18 protein-coding genes and 1 pseudogene are annotated in these 18,903 nt (G+C 64.0%); 11 read left to right on the plus strand and 8 right to left on the minus strand.

The genetic code is table 11. The features are described from left to right. Positions 1–11: 11 nt before the first annotated feature. The 4 genes from A3M3_RS0105480 to bcp all read left to right on the plus strand — a co-directional run bounded on the left by A3M3_RS0105480 (position 12) and on the right by bcp (position 3,776). Positions 12–1,235, plus strand: a complete 1,224-nt coding sequence (locus A3M3_RS0105480) for a glycerate kinase (protein WP_028265506.1) — start codon at positions 12–14, stop codon at positions 1,233–1,235. Beyond that, positions 1,228–2,589 carry an allantoinase AllB gene (gene allB, locus A3M3_RS0105485; RefSeq protein WP_028265507.1) on the plus strand — a complete coding sequence of 454 codons (1,362 nt, stop codon included), beginning with the start codon at positions 1,228–1,230 and terminating at the stop codon, positions 2,587–2,589. The genes A3M3_RS0105480 and allB overlap by 8 nt, the downstream gene beginning before the upstream one ends. Positions 2,590–2,599: 10 nt before the next feature. Then, positions 2,600–3,241, plus strand: coding sequence for a winged helix-turn-helix domain-containing protein (locus A3M3_RS0105490; RefSeq protein ID WP_028265508.1), 642 nt, complete (start codon positions 2,600–2,602; stop codon positions 3,239–3,241). Between the two features lie 67 nt (positions 3,242–3,308). After that, the gene (gene bcp / locus A3M3_RS0105495) at positions 3,309–3,776 is read left to right on the plus strand and encodes a thioredoxin-dependent thiol peroxidase (protein WP_028265509.1); all 468 of its coding nucleotides are present in this window, start codon (positions 3,309–3,311) and stop codon (positions 3,774–3,776) included. Between the two features lie 230 nt (positions 3,777–4,006). On the opposite strand, the gene A3M3_RS0105505 is transcribed toward bcp, so the two are convergent. From A3M3_RS0105505 to A3M3_RS0105515, 3 genes and pseudogenes are all read right to left on the minus strand, one after another. Then, positions 4,007–4,972: a patatin-like phospholipase family protein gene (locus A3M3_RS0105505; protein ID WP_028265510.1), complete on the minus strand. Its 966-nt coding sequence runs from the start codon at positions 4,970–4,972 to the stop codon at positions 4,007–4,009. Positions 4,973–5,307: 335 nt separating this feature from the next. Beyond that, positions 5,308–6,402 carry a pyridoxal-phosphate-dependent aminotransferase family protein gene (locus tag A3M3_RS0105510; protein WP_028265511.1) on the minus strand — a complete coding sequence of 365 codons (1,095 nt, stop codon included), beginning with the start codon at positions 6,400–6,402 and terminating at the stop codon, positions 5,308–5,310. 104 nt (positions 6,403–6,506) lie between these two features. Next, positions 6,507–7,770: pseudogene (locus tag A3M3_RS0105515) on the minus strand (IS110 family transposase). Positions 7,771–8,158: 388 nt separating this feature from the next. On the opposite strand from A3M3_RS0105515, the gene uraD reads away from it, so the two are divergent. From uraD to purM, 5 genes are all read left to right on the plus strand, one after another. Then, positions 8,159–8,689, plus strand: a complete 531-nt coding sequence (uraD, locus tag A3M3_RS23880; protein WP_051422946.1) for a 2-oxo-4-hydroxy-4-carboxy-5-ureidoimidazoline decarboxylase — start codon at positions 8,159–8,161, stop codon at positions 8,687–8,689. Then, positions 8,686–9,027: a hydroxyisourate hydrolase gene (uraH, locus tag A3M3_RS0105530; protein WP_028265512.1), complete on the plus strand. Its 342-nt coding sequence runs from the start codon at positions 8,686–8,688 to the stop codon at positions 9,025–9,027. The genes uraD and uraH overlap by 4 nt, the downstream gene beginning before the upstream one ends. 124 nt (positions 9,028–9,151) lie before the next feature. Beyond that, positions 9,152–9,505, plus strand: a complete 354-nt coding sequence (locus A3M3_RS0105535) for a hypothetical protein (RefSeq protein ID WP_051422947.1) — start codon at positions 9,152–9,154, stop codon at positions 9,503–9,505. A gap of 62 nt (positions 9,506–9,567) precedes the next feature. Beyond that, positions 9,568–11,187 (plus strand): amidophosphoribosyltransferase, encoded by a 1,620-nt coding sequence (gene purF, locus A3M3_RS0105540; protein WP_028265514.1) that lies wholly within the window; start codon positions 9,568–9,570, stop codon positions 11,185–11,187. Further along, positions 11,184–12,344, plus strand: a complete 1,161-nt coding sequence (gene purM, locus A3M3_RS0105545; protein ID WP_028265515.1) for a phosphoribosylformylglycinamidine cyclo-ligase — start codon at positions 11,184–11,186, stop codon at positions 12,342–12,344. Before purF ends, purM begins: the two co-directional genes overlap by 4 nt. A gap of 68 nt (positions 12,345–12,412) precedes the next feature. On the opposite strand, the gene A3M3_RS0105550 is transcribed toward purM, so the two are convergent. The 4 genes from A3M3_RS0105550 to A3M3_RS0105565 form a co-directional block, all read right to left on the minus strand. Beyond that, complete coding sequence (locus A3M3_RS0105550; RefSeq protein ID WP_028265516.1) at positions 12,413–13,198, minus strand: VOC family protein; 786 nt, start codon at positions 13,196–13,198, stop codon at positions 12,413–12,415. A gap of 132 nt (positions 13,199–13,330) precedes the next feature. Continuing rightward, positions 13,331–13,564, minus strand: coding sequence for a hypothetical protein (locus A3M3_RS28420; RefSeq protein WP_028265517.1), 234 nt, complete (start codon positions 13,562–13,564; stop codon positions 13,331–13,333). Beyond that, positions 13,548–14,075 carry an SRPBCC domain-containing protein gene (locus A3M3_RS28740; RefSeq protein ID WP_051422949.1) on the minus strand — a complete coding sequence of 176 codons (528 nt, stop codon included), beginning with the start codon at positions 14,073–14,075 and terminating at the stop codon, positions 13,548–13,550. The genes A3M3_RS28420 and A3M3_RS28740 overlap by 17 nt, the downstream gene beginning before the upstream one ends. Before the next feature lie 345 nt (positions 14,076–14,420). Next, positions 14,421–14,654 carry a DUF3073 domain-containing protein gene (locus tag A3M3_RS0105565; protein ID WP_028265518.1) on the minus strand — a complete coding sequence of 78 codons (234 nt, stop codon included), beginning with the start codon at positions 14,652–14,654 and terminating at the stop codon, positions 14,421–14,423. A 221-nt stretch (positions 14,655–14,875) separates the two neighbouring features. On the opposite strand from A3M3_RS0105565, the gene A3M3_RS23890 reads away from it, so the two are divergent. Next, positions 14,876–15,592 (plus strand): septum formation family protein, encoded by a 717-nt coding sequence (locus tag A3M3_RS23890; RefSeq protein ID WP_081736702.1) that lies wholly within the window; start codon positions 14,876–14,878, stop codon positions 15,590–15,592. Between the two features lie 15 nt (positions 15,593–15,607). On the opposite strand, the gene clpB is transcribed toward A3M3_RS23890, so the two are convergent. Beyond that, positions 15,608–18,277, minus strand: a complete 2,670-nt coding sequence (clpB, locus tag A3M3_RS0105575) for an ATP-dependent chaperone ClpB (protein WP_028265519.1) — start codon at positions 18,275–18,277, stop codon at positions 15,608–15,610. Positions 18,278–18,435: 158 nt separating this feature from the next. Between clpB and A3M3_RS0105580 the strand changes: the two genes are divergently transcribed. Then, positions 18,436–18,903 carry an SRPBCC family protein gene (locus A3M3_RS0105580; RefSeq protein ID WP_028265520.1) on the plus strand — a complete coding sequence of 156 codons (468 nt, stop codon included), beginning with the start codon at positions 18,436–18,438 and terminating at the stop codon, positions 18,901–18,903.

Raw genomic sequence — 18,903 nt, forward strand, 5'->3', positions numbered from 1 at the left:
AGAGGTACGGAATGCGTGTGGTCATAGCTCCGGACAAGTTCAAGGGATCGCTGTCAGCTCCCGAGGTCGCCAGCCGCTTGAGCACGGGATTGCGGGCAGGTTTTGCCGCCAGTCACCCGGCCGAGGGCTTTGAAACCACGCTCATCCCAGTGGCCGACGGCGGCGAGGGGACTCTCGACGCCGCCGTCGGCTCCGGCTTCGCCCGCCGCAGCGCCACGGTCACCGGGCCCACAGGCCAGCCAGTCATGGCCGAATTCGCCGTCCGTGGCGAGGAAGCCGTCATCGAAATGGCCGAAGCCTCGGGGCTCGCGGCACTGCCAGGCTTCGGCGACGGCAGCGCCCCGAACTCCGGCACCGCCAGAACTTCAACCAGCCTGGGCACGGGCGAACTCATCCGCGCCGCCCTGGACCTCGGCTGCCGGCACATCATCCTCGGCGTCGGCGGCAGCGCCAATACCGACGGCGGCGCAGGCGTCCTGCAGGGCCTCGGCGCCCTGCTCCTCGACGCCGACGGCAACGAACTCCCCGCCGGCGGCGAAGCACTGGCCCGGCTGGACCGGATCGACCTCTCGAACCTGGATGTCCGGCTGGAGGCAAGCGAGTTCGTCTTGGCGTCCGACGTCGACAATCCCCTTTTGGGCCGCACCGGCGCCGCCGCGATCTTCGGACCGCAAAAGGGCGCGACGCCGGACGACGTCGCCGCGCTCGATGCCGCCTTGGCCCACTTCGTCCGGGTCCTCGCCGACGAAATCGGCCCCGAAGCCCAGGACGCCGCACAGGCGCCGGGCGCGGGTGCGGCAGGCGGCGTCGGCTATATTGCCATCGCGGCGCTTGGCGCGGCACGCAGGCCGGGCATCGACGTCGTCCTCGAATTCACGGAATTGGAGCAGCGGCTGGCGGGCGCGGACCTGGTGATCACCGGCGAAGGCAGCCTCGACGAACAGAGCCTGCTCGGCAAAACGCCCATGGGTGTGGCGCGGGCGGCAGTGCGTTCCGGGGTCCCTGTGATTGCAGTCTGCGGCCGCAGTACGCTGAGCCCGGAACAACTTACGGAGTCCGGTTTCGAGTCGGTCCACGCATTGACCGAGCTCGAAGCCAATGTAGAGAAATGTATAGCTGAAGCAGGGCCGCTGCTTGAAGAATTAGGTGTGCACATCGGCGTGCGCCTCTCTGAAAAATCGGCACCCACCCAAGTCGCAGCGCGAACCGAGACCAAGGAGCAACTCCATGTCTGAAGAGACCACCACAGCACACGGCCCGTTTGACCTGGTCATCCGCGGCCAACGCGTCCTCACCACCGCCGGCATTACCGCCCGCGAGGTTGGCGTCCGCAACGGCGTGATCGTCGCGATCGAACCATTGGGTAACGGCTTGGAAGGTACCCAGGTAATCGAGCTCGCCGACGACGAAACCCTCATCCCCGGCCTCGTGGACACCCATGTGCACGTCAACGAGCCCGGCCGCACCGAGTGGGAAGGCTTCGCCTCCGCCACGCGCGCTGCCGCAGCCGGCGGCGTCACTACCATCATCGACATGCCGCTGAACTCCATCCCGCCCACCACCAACGTGGACGGCCTCAAGCTCAAGCGCGAAGTAGCCGAGGACCAGGCATTCGTGGACGTCGGATTCTGGGGCGGCGCCATTCCGGGCAACAAGAAGGACCTGCGCCCGCTGCATGACGAGGGAGTCTTCGGCTTCAAGTGCTTCCTGCTCCACTCCGGCGTGGACGAGTTCCCGCACCTGGACGCGGACGAGATGGAAGAGGACATGGCCGAGCTCAAGTCCTTCGACTCCCTCATGATCGTCCACGCCGAGGACTCGCACGCGATCGACCACGCACCCCACCCCGGCGGCGCTCACTACTCCACCTTCCTTGCCTCCCGCCCCCGCGGCGCCGAGAACAAGGCCATCGCCGAGGTCATTGAACGGGCCCGCTGGACCGGTGCGCGTGCGCACATCCTGCACCTCTCGTCGTCGGACGCTCTGCCCATGATCGCGTCGGCAAAGCGCGACGGCGTTCACCTCACCGTGGAAACCTGCCCGCACTACCTCACGCTCATGGCCGAGGAAATCCCCGATGGCGCCACCGCCTACAAGTGCTGCCCGCCCATCCGCGAGGCCTCAAACCGCGAGCTGCTCTGGCAGGGACTCCAGGACGGCACCATCGACTGCATCGTCTCGGACCATTCCCCCTCGACACTTGACCTGAAGGACCTGGAAAACGGCGACTTTGCTGTGGCCTGGGGCGGCGTCTCCTCGCTGCAGCTGGGACTTTCGCTGATCTGGACCGAGGCAAGGCACCGCGGAATCTCCTTGGAGCAGGTCGTGTCCTGGATGTCCGAGAAGCCCGCAGCCTTGGCCCGACTCCACAACAAAGGCCAGCTCGCGCTCGGCTACGACGCGGATTTCTCGATCTTCGCTCCCGACGACGCGTTCGTCGTCGACGTCACGAAGCTCAAGCACAAGAACCCGATCACGCCGTACGACGGCAAGGCGCTCTCCGGCGTCGTACGCAAAACGTACCTGCGCGGCAACGAGATCGATGGCCGGACGCCCAGCGGCAAACTGATTCGCCGCGGCGGCGTGTAAGTCCGCAGCCATGGCCGTCAACGTCCATGCCCCGTATGGGCAACTTCCCGCCCGGCTCAACGCCTCGCGGCACCAGCCAGCTTCCGTGGCTCGGCCGGGGCTGTACCCGCGCGGCCTGGCCGTGTGGGTACAGCCGGGTGAAGGCTGCGACATCGATCCTGAGGTTTGGGCCCGGGCCGCTGAAGCGGTCCTGGCCCGCGCCCGCAAACTTGTTCCGGGGGCCGAAGCCCTCCTTTGGCCCGCCGCCGGAGCTGCAACGTCCGACGGCGAAAGCCGCCCCGCCGCTGTCAACCCACCGGTTGTCCTGGCTAACGCCCGGGCCGGCCGGCGCAGCACCGTAGCAGTGGATCTCGCCGCAGACACTGTCCTGCTGGATGGCGTCCCTGTCGGCTTCACGGCGATGGAGCACAGCCTCTTGCGCTATCTCGTGGAGAACCTGTCCCGGGCCGTTCCACGTGAAGAATTGCAACGTTTTTTGGAGTCACTTGACTGTCCCGGCGCGGCATTCCGGTCCATCGACGTGTATGTTGGACGCGTCCGGCGCAAGTTGGGCTCAGCCCGTCATGTCATCGCCACAGTGCGTGGAGACGGCTACCAGTTCGTGCCCGGACCTGGCTCCACAGTCCGCGGACCCGCGGAATACTGCATCTAGGCAGACCGTTAAACCTTTAGATTGATCGCCGGCCACGGCGGTTGCCCGACAAGTCAAGGATCGCAACATGACCCAGAAGCTCCTAGCCGGAACCCAGGCCCCCGATTTTTCCCTGCTCAACTCCGAAGGCCAAAAGGTCTCCCTCTCGGACTATCGCGGGCGCAACGTCATTGTGTACTTCTACCCCAAAGCCGCCACCCCCGGTTGCACCACCGAGGCATGCGACTTCCGGGACAGTCTGTCCAGCCTCCAATCTTCCGGTTACGAAGTCCTGGGCATCTCTCCCGACGCCCCGGAAGAGATCGCACGCTTCGCCGGGGACTACGCCCTGACCTTCCCGCTCCTCTCCGACCAAGACCACGCAGTGGCCTTGGCCTACGGTGCCTGGGGCGAGAAGCTCGTGAACGGCGAAGTAGTTGACGGTTTGGTCCGCTCCACCGTGGTGCTCGATGGCGAAGGAAAGGTCAAGCTGACCCAGTACCAGGTCAAGGCCGATGGCCACGTAGCAGAGCTGAAAGCCGAACTCGGGCTCTGATCCCCCGTCTCCCCCGCGACGCCCGCTCACTTATGAGCCCCTCCAGCATGACCCTCCTTCAGCTATGAGGCCAATATCCGGGACCCTCCTGCAGATGATTATCTGCAGGAGGGTCCCGGATATTCTGGCCAAAGACGAGCGAGCGTCAGATCGGTTGCCGCTCGCCGCCGATGTGCGCGAACCGGTCACCATGTTCCGCCTGGTTACTTGAGCCCTTGGTTGCTTGAGCCTCAGCACCAGAACTCGGCGAGCTGCTCGGCGAGGGTTCTGCCTTGCTCGTGTCCGGCCCGGGCCGCGGCAGGACGCATGGACAGATCCATCGCATTGGCGCCGAACAGGTGCTCGGCGTTGCTCTCCGGGAAGATCGTCTCGACCCTGCTGCCGCCTGCGCGTAGATCGTCGACCTGCGCCGCGAGCTGCATGCCCCAGTCCAAGGGATGCAGGGTTCTGCCGCCGAAGGGTGAGAGCACCAGCACCCGCTCGTGTCCGGCCGCGAGATCGGCATTCTCGTTGCGTCGGTAGCCGCCGTCGATATATCGGTTGTCCCCCAACCGGTAGGGAAGGCCGCTGGAACAGCTGGCGGCGATGGCGTCCGCCAGCCCGACTCCGCTGTGGCGGTCGAACACTACCGGCTCACCTGTCCGGGCATCGACCGCCGTGATGAGCACTGTTCGTTGCGGCCAGCTCTGACTGGGCAACCGCGAGCCGACGATAGTGCGCCACTGTGTCGACCAGGAGCCGTCCGACGCCGCATCCAGATCGAGTGCCGCCGCGCCCATTCTGCGGCGCATGTCAACCGGGTCCTCAGCGGAGGCGATGATTCTGCTCATCCTCTCCAACTGGTCCACCACCGGCCTACCAGGATTGCGTCCTCGGTCGGATCCGACCACCGGACCGGTCCGTTGCGGGGAGACTGCGGACAGGATGGCTGCGAGCAGCTCGGCCGGGGTTGCACCAGCTATCTGGGCCGCCGCCGTCGAGCCGGCCGATGTCCCGATGGTCAGATCGGCAGTCGTCACGTCCAGCCCGGCACCGAACAGGCCGGCGACGACACCGATCAGCCACGCGTTGCCTGTCGATCCGCCGCCCCCGAGGACCAAGGCTCGCTCGCCGTGGCCCATCAGGCGCAGCGGCGCGCGGTCGGATGCCGCCGTCGAGGTGACGTTCAGAGTTGAAAAAGGTGTTGTTATGTTCATGGGAGTCGCCTTTCGCGAATTGCCTGATCTGGCGCTCCCGGTGGCGACTATTTCAGTCGCGCGATCGTGGACTGCAGGGAGCACCCATACTGGATACTGCGTTCATGGGTCTCACCTCCTGTCGATAGATCACGATCACCGGAACGCTAGCACGGCGACGACGCGGTGCGCAATCGGCATCATGCCAGTTGCCGCGGCACTGTCGATCGCGCCGTCGGCCGCTCACATCCGGCCCATCCAACACACCCAACACACCCAACTGCAGGAGGGTTCCCGCATTTTTGGCCATAGGTGAGCGAGCGTCGGGGGAATTGGCGCCTAAAGGTGAGCGAGCGTTAGGCCTTAGCGATCGCCTCTTCCAGTGCACCAAGGACCAGCTTCACCGATGCCCTGTTCGCGTTCGGACCCATCATGCCGATCCGCCAAACGGTCGACGTAAAATGGCCCGCCCCAGAGCCGATTTCAATACTGAAGTTCTTCAGAAGGTAAGTGCGGACGGCGGCCGAGTTCACGCCGGCGGGCACTTTGACAGTGGTGAGGCTCGGCAGGCGCGAGCCTTCGGCAGCAAATAGCTCCAAGCCCATGGCTTCAAGTCCCTCCCGCAACTCGGTTCCGGCGGCGCGGTGCCGCGCCTGGACAGCGGTCAACCCCTCGGCAAGGATGCGGTCAAGCCCGGCCTCGAGCCCGGCGATCATGGTCACTGGCGCTGTGTGGTGATACGTCCGGCTGCCACTCGCCGCGCCAACATATCCACCCAAAAGACCGATATCCAGGTACCACGAACGCGGATCCTTGATGCGCCGCTCAAAAGCGCGCTCAGACACGGTGAAAGGGGACAATCCAGGAGGTGTCCCCAGGCACTTCTGTGTCCCGGCGTACCCGACGTCGATCCCCCACTCGTCGGCCAGGAGCTCCAGCCCGCCGATGGACGTCACCGCGTCCACGATCAAGAGGGCGTCGCCCTTGCCGGCCCCAAGGGGTGCGACGTCGGACAGGACGCCTGTGGAGGTTTCGGCATGGACGGCGGCAATCACCTTGGGATTCGGGTGTGCGGCGAGGACTCTTTCCGCGTCAACTGGCTGGCCCCATTCATGGTCGACGCGCACTACCGTGGCACCGCAGCGCCGGGCCACCTCGCACATTCGCTCCCCGAAAAGGCCGTTGACGGCGATTACTGCCACATCGCCGTCGGACACTGTATTAACAAAAGCGGCCTCCATCCCGCCTGAGCCTGTGGCACTCAACGGCAAGGTGCGGGCATTCCGGGTCCCCCACACGGTCCGGAGCCCGGCGCATGTCCGGTCGAGGCGCCGAATGAATACCGGATCCAGGTGACCGATCACCGGATACGCCAACGCGGCGGTCACCTCCGGATAGCAGTTGCTGGGACCGGGTCCGAAGAGATACCGGGACGTCAGGACCTCTGGCATGGCGAAACTCCTTTGGCTGGTGCTGACATTCTCCACCAGACAGTAAAGGTGAGCGAGCGTTTCGGGATTTCGCGTCAAAGGTGAGCGTGCCCCTATGTTTTTTGTCAAGCTGCTGTGGGTGTTCGTGCTTGGTAGAGGGTTCCGTCTCGGAGCATGGCGTAGAGGGTGTCGCAGCGGCGTCTGGCGAGGGCGATGAGGGCTTGGTTGTGTCGTTTTCCTTCGGCTCGTTTGCGGTCGTAGTAGGCGCGCGAGAGCGGGTCTTTCAGTGCGGCGAAGGCGGAGAGGTAGAGGGCGCGTTTGAGGACTTTGTTGCCTTTCCGGGAGGCGCGGTCGGCACGGATGGAGGTCCCGGATCGCCAGGTCACCGGTGTCAGGCCTGCGTAAGATGCCAGGTGCGCCGCTGAGGCGAAGTCTTTCCCGACGACTTCGGTGAGGATCCGTGCTGCTGTCCTGACGCCGACCGCCGGCAGTGACGTCAGGACGTGGTGAAGAGGGTGGGCCTCCACGAGGGCTTCGACCTGGGCATAAACGGTAGCGCGGGCTTCGTGGAACGCGGCGAGCATGCCCGCGAGCTGGGGCAGCACGATCGTGGCGGCGTTCGTGCCGACCACGACCACGGTTTGCTTGCCCAAGGCCTCGATGATCTCATCGGCGAGGCGTTCGCCCATCCGGGGCGCGAGCTTTCCCAGCCGGTTCCCGATCCGGCGCCGGCCGGCATGACGCAAGGCCTCCGGGGTGGGCCAGGTCCGCAGCAGGTCCAGCACGGCAGGGTGGTCCAGGCGCGGGCCAAGAACACGCTCCAGTGCCGGGTGGATCTGGGTGAGCAGACCGCGGATCCGGTTGGAAGTCGCAGTGATCTGTTTGGCCAGGTCATCGTCGAAACCGCAGAGCATGCTCAGCTCGGCGAGCTGGGTGTCGGCGAGTTGGACCGAGCGCAGGGCGTGGGGCATGGTGCGTGCGGCGTCGGCGATGATGAACGCGTCCCGGGCATCGGTCTTCGCCTCTCCCGGGTGCAGATCCGCGATCCGCCGCATCGCCAGGCCCGGCAGGTAACCGACGGGCATGCCGGCGGCCTGGGCCACGGCCACCGGGAGCGCCCCGATCGTCGCGGGCTGATCGACGACCAGCAACGCCTGTCCGTGGCCTTGAAACTCGGCCAGGATCTCACGGATCCGGGCCTCGTCATTGGGCAATGCCCGGTCCAGCAGCTTCTTCCCGGCCCGGTCCAAGGCAACGGCGTGGTGTTCGCCCTTGCCGACGTCCAAGCCAATGAAAACGTCAACGGTTTCGTGGTTTCTGATCACCTGGCACCTCCAGTCGCGGGTCATCCTCCAGTGCCGGCCCGTCAGCGGTGTCAGGGCCCGGCATCCACGTTACGCACGACGATCCCAAACTGTCCTGCCCCTATTAGCGGTCTCCCTGGCACCTGCCAAGCCCCGGTGACAACACGCTCAGGATCATGCATCGACAGAGCGTCACAATCATGCCGGGACGGCAGGCCAACACACCCATATCCTGCACCAGGAAAGGGCTACGAAAAAGGTAACGAGCGTTTCGGGCGGAGGAAGGACCGGGGTGCGGTAGTCTCTTGACACCGCCGTACTCTTTGGATTGACTATTACGTATGCTGAAATAACAGTTCCATGATGTGGAAGACTAGGGGAGCCCAGGCGCCCAAGTCCATCCGGCGGAAATCGCCGGAGTTCCGCATAGCCAACACCATGGATGCCAGCACTCGCACGAGGAATGAACAAGCATGCAGCTTGAAATATTCAACAGCGTGGACCGTGCGGACGCGATCGACGTCCTGCGCCCATGCCTCGATATCCAGCGCTGGGTGGAGCACATCGCGGATGCACGCCCCTTTCGCAGCCTGGACTCCCTGCTCGACTTCGCCCGGGAAACCGCCGAACCGTTCACGTCAGACGAAGTCGCGGCCGCGATGGCCCATCACCCCCGGATCGGCGAACGGCCCAAGGCCCACACCACCGAAGCCGCGATGTCCCGCTCGGAACAGGCCGGCGTGGATCCCAACGACGACGGCCTGGTCAGCGCCTTGGCGGAAGGCAACCGTGAGTACGAGGCAAAGTTCGGCCGCGTCTTCCTGATCCGCGCCGCGGGACGGACAGCCAAGGAAATTCTGGCCTCCCTCCAGGAACGGCTCAACCACACCGCCGAAGAAGAAGACGCCATCGTGGCGGGCCAATTGCGCGACATCGCTTTGCTGCGCCTTGCCGGTGTGATCAGCGAAGCCAGCGCGCGCAGCGAAGGAGTACCTAGCAAATGAGCGTTTCCCAAATAACCACCCACATCCTGGACACCGGCTCCGGCCGCCCGGCTGCCGGCGTCGCCGTCGTTCTCTCAGTGCGCGACGGCGATAACTGGAGGCACATTGCCCGCGGCACCACCGATGCGGACGGCCGGATCAAGGATCTGGGTCCTGAAAGGGTCGACGGCGGCAGTTACCGCTTGAGCTTCGCCACCGGGCCGTATTACAAGGCACAGGGAGTGGACACCTTCTTCCCGGAGGTGGACTTGAGCTTCACGGTGTCCGACGCCGGCGAGCACTACCACGTGCCGCTGCTGCTCAGCCCGTTCGCCTTCTCCACGTACCGAGGAAGCTAGTTCCTCCGTGTCGGCCGCCCAACTAGCTCGCAGTTGTTGTCGCTTTGACGCTTCATAACGACAACAACTGCGAGCTAGTTGGGCGCGCGAGCCCGACGCGTCTCGAAACGGTAGGCTGGAAGGCATGATTTCTGAGGAACCGAACGCCACCGACGGCACGTCACAAGACACAGCGCAGGACGGCCCCGCCGAGCGCCGTGGGATCACGGTCCGTCGCGCGCCGAAATTCGTTCCGTTCATGGTCCTGGGTGCGGTCATCGGCATCATCGTTGCCGCACTGGTGGCTTACGGGATACCCGGCGATGCGAGTTTCGACACCGGGGCGGTCTTCGGATTCTTCCTTGTTTCGTTTGCCGCCGGCGGAGTCCTGCTAGGTTCAATCGCAGCCCTCGTCCTGGACAAGGTCAGCGTACGGCGCACTCAACGCGCGGTCGTGGAGTCCGTACCCGGACCCGCAGCAGACGACGCCGAAGCCTAGGATCCCGGTCACAAACTCGCGTGGGGGAAAATACCACGCCAACATCATGCGACAATTGACCAGTGGCACGTGGCGACGGAAAACTTTCTCATGATCTTCTCCCCGACGAAAAAGGACCTCAGGACGCTTGTGGCGTCTTCGGGGTCTGGGCTCCTGGCGAAGAGGTAGCAAAACTCACCTATTACGGGCTGTACGCGCTGCAGCACCGCGGACAAGAATCGGCTGGTATTGCTACCAGTGACGGCAAGCGCATCAATGTCTACAAAGACATGGGCCTCGTGTCCCAGGTCTTCGACGAGACAACGCTGAACACCCTCACGGGACACCTTGCCGTCGGACACTGCCGCTACTCCACCACCGGAGCCAGCCATTGGGCCAACGCTCAACCGACCCTCGGTGCAACTGCTACCGGAACCGTGGCCCTCGCCCACAACGGCAACCTGACCAACACCGCCGAACTCCGGGAAATGATCCTCGAGCGCAACGATGGCCAGCTGACCGGAGAAATGAAGCAAGGCAACACCTCGGACACTGCGCTGGTCACCGCCCTCCTCGAAGGCGAAGAGGGCAAGACCCTCGAACAGACCGCGCTTGAGCTGCTTCCCAAGATCCGCGGCGGATTCTGCTTCGTGTTCATGGACGAAGGGACCCTCTACGCCGCCCGCGACACCTACGGCATCCGCCCCCTGTGCTTGGGCCGCCTTGAGCGCGGCTGGGTTGTCGCCTCGGAGCAGTCCGCGCTGGCAACCGTCGGCGCGAGCTTCATCCGCGAGATCGAGCCCGGCGAGTTCATTGCGATTGACGAGAACGGCGTCCGTTCCCAGCGCTTCGCGGATGCGACGCCGGCCGGTTGCGTTTTCGAGTACGTCTACCTTGCGCGTCCCGACGCTTCGATTGCAGGACGTTCCGTGTATGAGTCCCGCGTGGAGATGGGCCGTCAGCTGGCCCGCGAAAACACCCAGGTAGCGGACATCGTCATCCCGGTCCCGGAATCCGGCACCCCCGCCGCGGTCGGCTACGCCGAAGAGTCCGGTATCCCGTTCGCCCACGGCTTCGTCAAGAACTCTTATGTGGGCCGCACGTTCATCCAGCCTTCGCAGACCCTGCGCCAGCTCGGCATCCGGCTCAAGCTCAACGCCCTCGAATCCGTGATCCGCGGCAAGCGCGTGGTGGTTGTGGATGACTCGATCGTGCGCGGCAACACCCAGCGCGCCATCGTGCGGATGCTCCGCGAAGCCGGCGCCGCGGCCGTCCACATCAAGATTTCCTCCCCGCCCGTGCAGTGGCCCTGCTTCTACGGGATCGACTTCGCCTCGCGGGCTGAACTGATCGCCAACGGCGCCACCATTGAAGAGATCTCCCACGCCATTGGCGCAGATTCGCTGGCGTACATCTCCGAAGACGGCATGATCGGCGCCACCCAGCAGCCTCGCGAACGCCTCTGCACCGCCTGCTTCACGGGCCGGTACCCCATCGCACTTCCGGGTTCGGACAAACTCGGCAAGAACCTGCTTGAGCGCACCGACCTCGGCGGGCTGCCGGCGTCGGGCACTTCCACGGAAGCCGTAGACGCAGACTCGGACGACCCGGCCAACAAGCCCGGCGCCACGGGTTGCGACCCCGGACCCGACGCCGAGTTTGAGAACCTGCTGACCGACGCCGATAAGAAAGAGTCTGTATGACCTCCGCATCCTCCGCCGCTGAGAACGCAACCGGCATCACCTATGCGTCCGCCGGCGTCGACGTCGAAGCGGGCGACCGCGCCGTCGAACTCATGAAGGACGCCGTCAAGGCGACCCACAACAGCTCGGTGCTCGGCGGCGTCGGCGGTTTCGCCGGCCTGTATGACGTCTCCAAGCTGCTCACGTACAAAAGGCCGCTGCTGGCCACGTCCACGGACGGTGTCGGCACCAAAGTTGCCATCGCCCAGGCCATGGACATCCACGACACCATCGGCTTCGACCTCGTCGGCATGGTGGTGGATGACATCGTAGTAGTGGGTGCCGAGCCGCTCTTCATGACCGACTACATTGCATGCGGCAAGGTTGTCCCCGAGCGCATCGCGGACATCGTCCGCGGCATTGCTGCCGCCTGTTCCGTTGCCGGCACTGCCCTGGTGGGTGGCGAAACCGCTGAGCACCCGGGCCTGCTGGGTGAGAACGAGTACGACGTCGCCGGTGCAGCTACCGGTGTTGTCGAAGCCGACGCCCTGCTTGGACCGGACCGCGTCCGCGCCGGCGACGTCGTGATCGGCATGGCGTCGTCAGGCCTGCACTCGAACGGTTACTCCTTGGTCCGCCGTGTGATCAACCACGCCGGGTGGGCCCTGGATCGTCAGGTTTCCGAGCTCGGCCGCACTTTGGGCGAAGAGCTTTTGGAACCGACCCGAGTCTATGCCGCTGACTGTTTGGACCTCGCCCGCGCGTTCCCGGTCAGCGGCATTGGTACCGCAGCCGGCGCCGTGCACGGCTTCAGCCACGTTACCGGTGGCGGGCTCGCAGCCAACCTGGCCCGCGTGCTGCCGCAGGGTCTCGTGGCCACGGTTGACCGCGCCACGTGGGAACTGCCCGCCATCTTCAAGCTCGTGTCCGAACTCGGGAATGTGCCCCTGGCTGATCTTGAGCGCACGCTCAACCTGGGTGTTGGCATGGTGGCCATCGTGTCGCCGGAGATCGCTGACGCCGCCGTAGCCCGCCTCAACGAGCGCGGACTGCCGTCATGGGTGATGGGTACCGTAGCTGCGGACTCCGCGTCAGTGGACAAGAGCGGCCCGGACTACGTCCAGGGCGCCAAAGGCGTCGACGGCGGCGCCGTGCGTCTAGTGAACGCCTACGCCTAAGGGTTCTTAACGCAAATCGAGTGCCCACCCAATTGCCGATCCGGCAGTTGGGTGGGCACTCGATTTGTTTAGGAGCTTTCGCCGGCCATCACGCTGAAGCCCGCTCCGGCAGGATCGCCGAGAACTGCCATCCGGCCGACGCCGGGCACATCGAAGGCAGGCGCGAACACCTGGGCACCGAGCTCCACGGCTTTCGCGATGGATTCGTCCACGTTGGCAACATTGAAGTACGTCATCCAGAACGGCGGCATACCCTCCATGGGCTGTTTCATGGCGCCGGCCACGGACTTCCCGTCCACCAGCAATTGGGTGTATTCCTGCAGATCGCCGGCTGCTGCGGTTTCGCTGGAGCATCCCGTCACGGATTCATAGAAAGCCACGGCCTTGGCGACGTCGTTTGTCTGCAGCTCGTTCCAGATCACCGTGCCCGGTTCATTGACCAACCCCGCACCGTGGTGGCTTCCGGCCTCCCAGAAACCAATCTGGGCACCCGTGGGATCAGCGGCAAAGAACATGCGGCCGCTCCCATTGGGGACGCTGTCCGGCGGGAACAGGACGTTGCCACCCGCCGCCGTCGCGCGTTCAGCTGCCTCATCGACGGAATCGACGGCAAGGTAGTTGGCCCAGTAGGACGGTGCTCCTGCCGCAGCCATGTCCGGCATTTGCTGCATCATGCCCGCTACATAGCGGCCCTGCAGCTTGGCCATGTAGTAGGTCATGCCGTTGCCGGCATCCATCGCATCCAATTCCCAGCCGAACAGATCACCATAGAAGGCCTTGGAAGCCTCAATGTCCGACGATGACAGGTCCACCCAACACGGAGTTCCCTGCTTGTAGCTATCTACCTGCGGCATTGCTATCCCTTCGTTGAGTAGCCGGCATGCGCCAGCGGGTATCTCGTTCAACGTAGTACGGGGGTCCGACACTGACAACCGCCCAGCGCGCGTCGGGCCTCTCTATAGCGGCTTATAGCGGCGCCGGAACCCTTATGCGTGGACGGCCCGGCCCGTGAAAGCGATCAAGCGCTCCAGGCTGGATGACGTCTCGGAGACTTCCTGGGCCGGGGCGAAGCTGCCGCTTGCGCGGACCTGCTCGCTGATCGTGTTCTGCGCAAGGACCTCGACGTAATCGGTGAGCTCATCCGCCACCGACACTTCGGCGCCCAGGGCCTTGGCGATGCTGCCAATCGATCCCGCAAGGTGGTCAAGCAACTGCGACACGGTGAAATCGGCACACGGAGTCTGGGTCTGCGCGTCGGCTGCGGTACTGACGCACGTCACCGCCGGTGGAGACGTTGTCCGCCGGGGCCTCTGGCTGCTCCCAGGCCCACGTGAAGACCACGCGCTTGCCCGGTTCGATTTCGGTGAAGGTTCCGGCTGCGTGGTGGCCCGGAGTGACGGTCCAGCGATACTCGCCGCCGACCCTCAAGTCGACGCGTGCGGCAACGGTCTGCCAGCGGCGGAGGCGTGCAGGCTGCGTGATGAGTTCGAACGCCTGGTCGACGGTGGTGAAGGTTTGTGCGTCAGCGACGAGCATGTCCAGCTCCGCGGTCCAGAACTGCTCAAAAAGCATCCGGAGTTCTCTCATGCCGACGTTGTCCAAGCGGTAGAAGCGGTTGCGACCTTCTTTGCGGGCGGCAACGAGGCCTGCCTCCTCCAGCAGCAACAAGTGCTGCGAGATGGCGGATCTGCTCACGGTGAATTCGGCTGCCAGCTCCGTCACGGTGCACATGGACAGGTCGGATACTGCTGGATCATTCTCTTTGCCGAAGCTGCAGGTCCCGTGAGTCCGCGGGTCCGGAATTTGTCCATTCGAATCATTGAGCAGAATCCGACATCCGAGCGAAGACGATCCCGGGACGGACATCACACGCCCGGGATTTACATACGTTTTGTCCTATAACCCAGAAAACACCTTGGTCCGGCAAAGGGGAACGAAAAAGGCCCGTAGGGCACGCCAATCGCGGCGAGCCCTACGGGCTAAATCGTTATGAGTGGCATCCGGGGATGCCACATGACCTCGTGTACGACGGCGGTACGCAACGCGATGCCGAAAGGCACCTGATAGTTGCGACAGCTATCCGATACGGCGGGTGTCTACCTCGTCGTCATCGTCTTCCAAGTCCTGCGCGTACTTGTCCTCGTAAGCCGAGTAGTCCGGCTCCGGCGGATCGTCCGCGAATCGGCTCGTCGCACGACTTGATGGCCCCGTGAGCTCGCGCTGAAGGGCTGAATAGTCAGTGTTCGGGGAGTAGTACTTGATGTCCCGAGCCTGCTTGGTAGCTTTTGCCTTTTGACGGCCGCGCCCCATGGCGTGACCCCCTTTTGTACTTGGACCGGAGGTGGTCACCTTGGCTATCGGTGAGGCCCCGGAATGTTTGGTCAATTTGTCGTATGTCTAGATTACATGCTTTCTGGAGTGACTGCTTGCCACGACGTTCGTAAAAGCCGCGTCACAGTCCCAGCTGGCCATATCATCATTCGCCGACATGAAAAACTTGGGTAGAGTCGCCCTAATATCGGGCCACACGCATGAGAGGCGCAAATTCGGACATGGGCCAGGACAACACCTTCCCGGGCAACAACGGTACAGGCGACGATGAGTCGCCGGTAGACCCTGCTTCCGGGGCCGAGGATCCGGCGGCTTCGGGCATCGACCCCGAGAATGGCGTACCTGGCGGGCTCGAGCCGGGGAGCACTGTTCCTCCCGAAAAAGGCTCCCCGCTGCGAACCGCCCTTGACGTCATGACACGGCAGCGACTCATCATTGGCGGCATTGTGCTGGCCGTGTTGATCCTCATCGGCGTGGTGATCTGGATCCTCGTGGGCGCGCTCGCGAACCGGCCTGTGGCTAACGCCACTCCCGAACCCGCCACGTCCACCAGCCGCGGCCCCCTTCCCGCGGACGTGGAGGCGAGGGACTACCAGCTGGGCGATTGCTTCGCGGATTTCGACTCCAACGCCACCAAGTCCAGGGCTGTCGACTGCACCACCGACCATTCCGCCCAGCTGGGCGCAATATTCCGTTACAAAGCGGACGACACCTTCCCCGGCGCTACTGCCCTCCGTGACAAGGGGCGCGAAATCTGCCGTAACGTGATGCTCAACGAGGCCTCCACGAAGTACACACTCCTACAGCAGAATGTCTACCCGAGCGCCTCCAGCTGGGACAACGGTGATCGCCGCGTGGACTGCTTCATCGTGGTGAACTCCGGAAACACGCTCAAGGAATCCATCCTCCAGAAGTAGCCCCGCCAGCTCCAGCTAGTTCTTCCGCCGCACCTTGAGCCCGCTGCCCGCCGGGGCTCCGCCGCCAGGAACTGACAACGCTTCAAGCCCCTCAATGGTGAGTTCATCGACGTCGGCGGCGGTATCCACGAAAACTGTGTCACCGTCCGCTATATGCCCGGCAAGGATCTCCTTGGCCAAGCGGTCGCCGATCTCGCGCTGGACGAGCCTACGCAACGGACGTGCCCCGTAGGCAGGGTCGTAACCGGACATCGCGAGCCAAGCCCGGGCGCCCTCGCTGACCTCGAGAGTGAGCCGGCGGTCACGCAGGCGCTTGGACAGCTCGGCCACCTGTAGTTCAACGATCTTGGCGAGCTCCTCCACGCTGAGCGGATCGAATAGCACAATTTCATCGAGCCGGTTGAGGAACTCAGGCTTGAAGGAAGCGTTGACCACGGCCATGACCGCATCCCGTTTAGCCGCCGCGTCCAAAGTTGGATCCACGAGGAACTGGCTGCCAGAGTTGGAGGTCAACACCAGGATGGTGTTCCTGAAGTCCACCGTCCGGCCTTGGCCGTCGGTGAGGCGGCCGTCATCGAGCACTTGCAGGAGGATGTCGAACACCTCGGGGTGCGCCTTTTCCACTTCGTCGAGCAGGATCACGGAGTACGGACGGCGGCGGACCGCTTCGGTAAGCTGGCCGCCTTCCTCGTAGCCCACGTATCCGGGAGGGGCACCGACCAGCCGGGCCACGGAGTGCTTTTCCCCGTATTCGGACATGTCGATCCGCACCATGGCGCGCTCGTCGTCGAACAGGAAGTCGGCCAGTGCCTTGGCGAGCTCGGTCTTACCGACGCCCGTAGGACCCAGGAACAGGAACGATCCCGTGGGGCGATTGGGGTCGCTGATGCCCGCGCGGGCGCGGCGGACGGCATCGGAAACGGCGGCCACGGCCTTGGCTTGACCGATCAGCCGCTTACCCAGCTCTTCTTCCATATGCAGCAGCTTCTGGGATTCCGCCTGCAGCATGCGGCCGGCGGGGATGCCCGTCCAGGCCGAAATAACCTCGGCGATATCGTCCGCTGTTACCTCTTCCGCCACCATGAGGGCAGGCTTCGCTTCGCCCCTTGCTTCCCGGGCGGATTCTTCCTCGGCCGCTGCGTTCAGCTCGCGCTCCAGGGCCGGCAGTTCGCCATAGAGGATGCGGGAGGCGGCTTCAAGGTCGCCTTCGCGCTGGTACTTTTCGGCCGCGGAGCGAAGTTCGTCAATTTTCGCCTTGAGGTCACCAACGCGGTTCAGTCCGGCTTTCTCAGCTTCCCAACGGGCGTTCAGCGCTGCCAGAGCTTCCTTCTTGTCCGCCTTGTCCGCCCGGAGGGCGGCAAGGCGTTCCACCGAAGCGGCGTCGGTCTCTCGCTCGAGGGCCAGCTCCTCCATGGTGAGCCGGTCCACGGCACGGCGAAGCTGGTCTATTTCCTCGGGAGCGGAGTCGATTTCCATCCGGAGCCTGGACGCGGATTCGTCCACGAGGTCAATCGCTTTGTCCGGCAGCTGGCGGCCCGAAATATAGCGGTTGGAGAGCGTGGCCGCAGCAACCAGGGCGGAGTCCGCGATAGCCACTTTGTGATGTGCCTCGTAACGTTCCTTGAGACCGCGGAGGATACCGATAGTGTCCTCGACGCTGGGCTCCCCCACGTATACCTGCTGGAAGCGGCGTTCCAGGGCAGGGTCCTTCTCGATGTTTTCGCGGTACTCGTCCAGGGTGGTGGCACCGATCAGGCGGAGTTCACCACGGGCAAGCATGGGCTTGAGCATATTACCCGCGTCCATGGCGCTCTCACCGGTAGCGCCGGCGCCCACGACGGTGTGGATCTCGTCGATGAAGGTGACGATTTGCCCGTTGGAGTTCTTGATCTCCTCCAGCACTGCCTTGAGGCGTTCCTCGAATTCACCGCGGTATTTGGCTCCGGCCACCATGGACGCGAGGTCCAAAGCAATCAGGGTCTTCCCCCGGAGGCTTTCGGGGACGTCACCCGCCACCATGCGCTGGGCGAGGCCTTCCACCACGGCGGTCTTACCAACACCGGGCTCACCGATCAGCACCGGGTTGTTCTTGGTGCGGCGGCTCAAGACTTGGATGACCCGCCGGATTTCGCTGTCCCGACCGATCACGGGATCCAGCTTGCCCGAGCGCGCAACGGCCGTGAGGTCGGTGCCGTATTTCTCCAGTGCCTGGAAGGTGTTCTCCGGATCCTGGGACGTGACTTTCCGGTCGCCACGGACACCCGGCAAGGCGGCGAGAAGCGCTTCATGGGAAGCACCGGCGTCGCGCAGTAACTTTCCTACGGCGTCGCTCCCGGCGGAGAGTCCCAAGAGGAGGTGCTCGGTGGAGACAAAAGAATCGCCGAGCTTCTCGGCCTCGTTTTGGGCAGCCTGGATGGCCTGCATGGAGGGGCGGGAAAGCTGCGCTTGCTGCACGGAACTGCCCGACGACGACGGCAGCGCCTTGATCGCTGAGCTCGCCTGCACGCTCACGGCATCCGGGTCCGAGCCGGTGGCGCGCAAGAGCGCGACGGCGACACCCTCGCGCTGGTCCATAAGCGCCTTGAGTAAGTGGGCAGGCTCCACCTGCGGGTTTCCGGCTGTTGATGCGTTCATGGCCGCCGCGGAAAGAGCCTCCTGACTCTTGGTGGTGAACTTAACGTCCATGGAAGAGCTCCTTTCGGGAAGATGACGATTACTCAAAGTTGAGTCTACTATGCTCAACTTTGCATAAGCGACCCTCCCGGTCCATGTTTGCCTACGGCGAAACTGCTGTCTATAGCACGCAGCGCACTGACTTCGACAAACCGCCGTACGATATGCACATGGCACCCTTCACGGTCACCCGCAATGCACTGATCCCCGCTGCCCCCGCCGACATTTTCCCCTTCGTCAACAGCTTCCACGAATGGACCAAATGGTCCCCGTGGGAGGCAGTTGATCCCAAACTAAGCCGCAGCTACTCGGGCAACGAATCCGGCGTCGGAGCAAAGTACGCCTGGAGCGGCAACAACAAGGCGGGCACGGGCACCATGGAAATCGTCGGTTCGCAGGAACCCGGCAAGATCGACATCCGCCTGGAGTTCACCAAACCGATGAAAGCCGTCAACCCGACTGCGTTCACGTTTGTGCCGGAGGGCGACGGGACCCGCGTCACTTGGACAATGACCGGCGAAAACAAGGGACTCGGCAAAGTCTTCGCCTTGTTCATGAATATGGACAAAATGGTGGGCGGCGACTTCGAAAAAGGCCTGGCCTCCCTCAAAACGGCGGTCACCCAAAAGAACTCGTAG

Source organism: Arthrobacter sp. MA-N2, assembly GCF_000517125.1.
GTDB lineage: Bacteria > Actinomycetota > Actinomycetes > Actinomycetales > Micrococcaceae > Arthrobacter > Arthrobacter methylotrophus.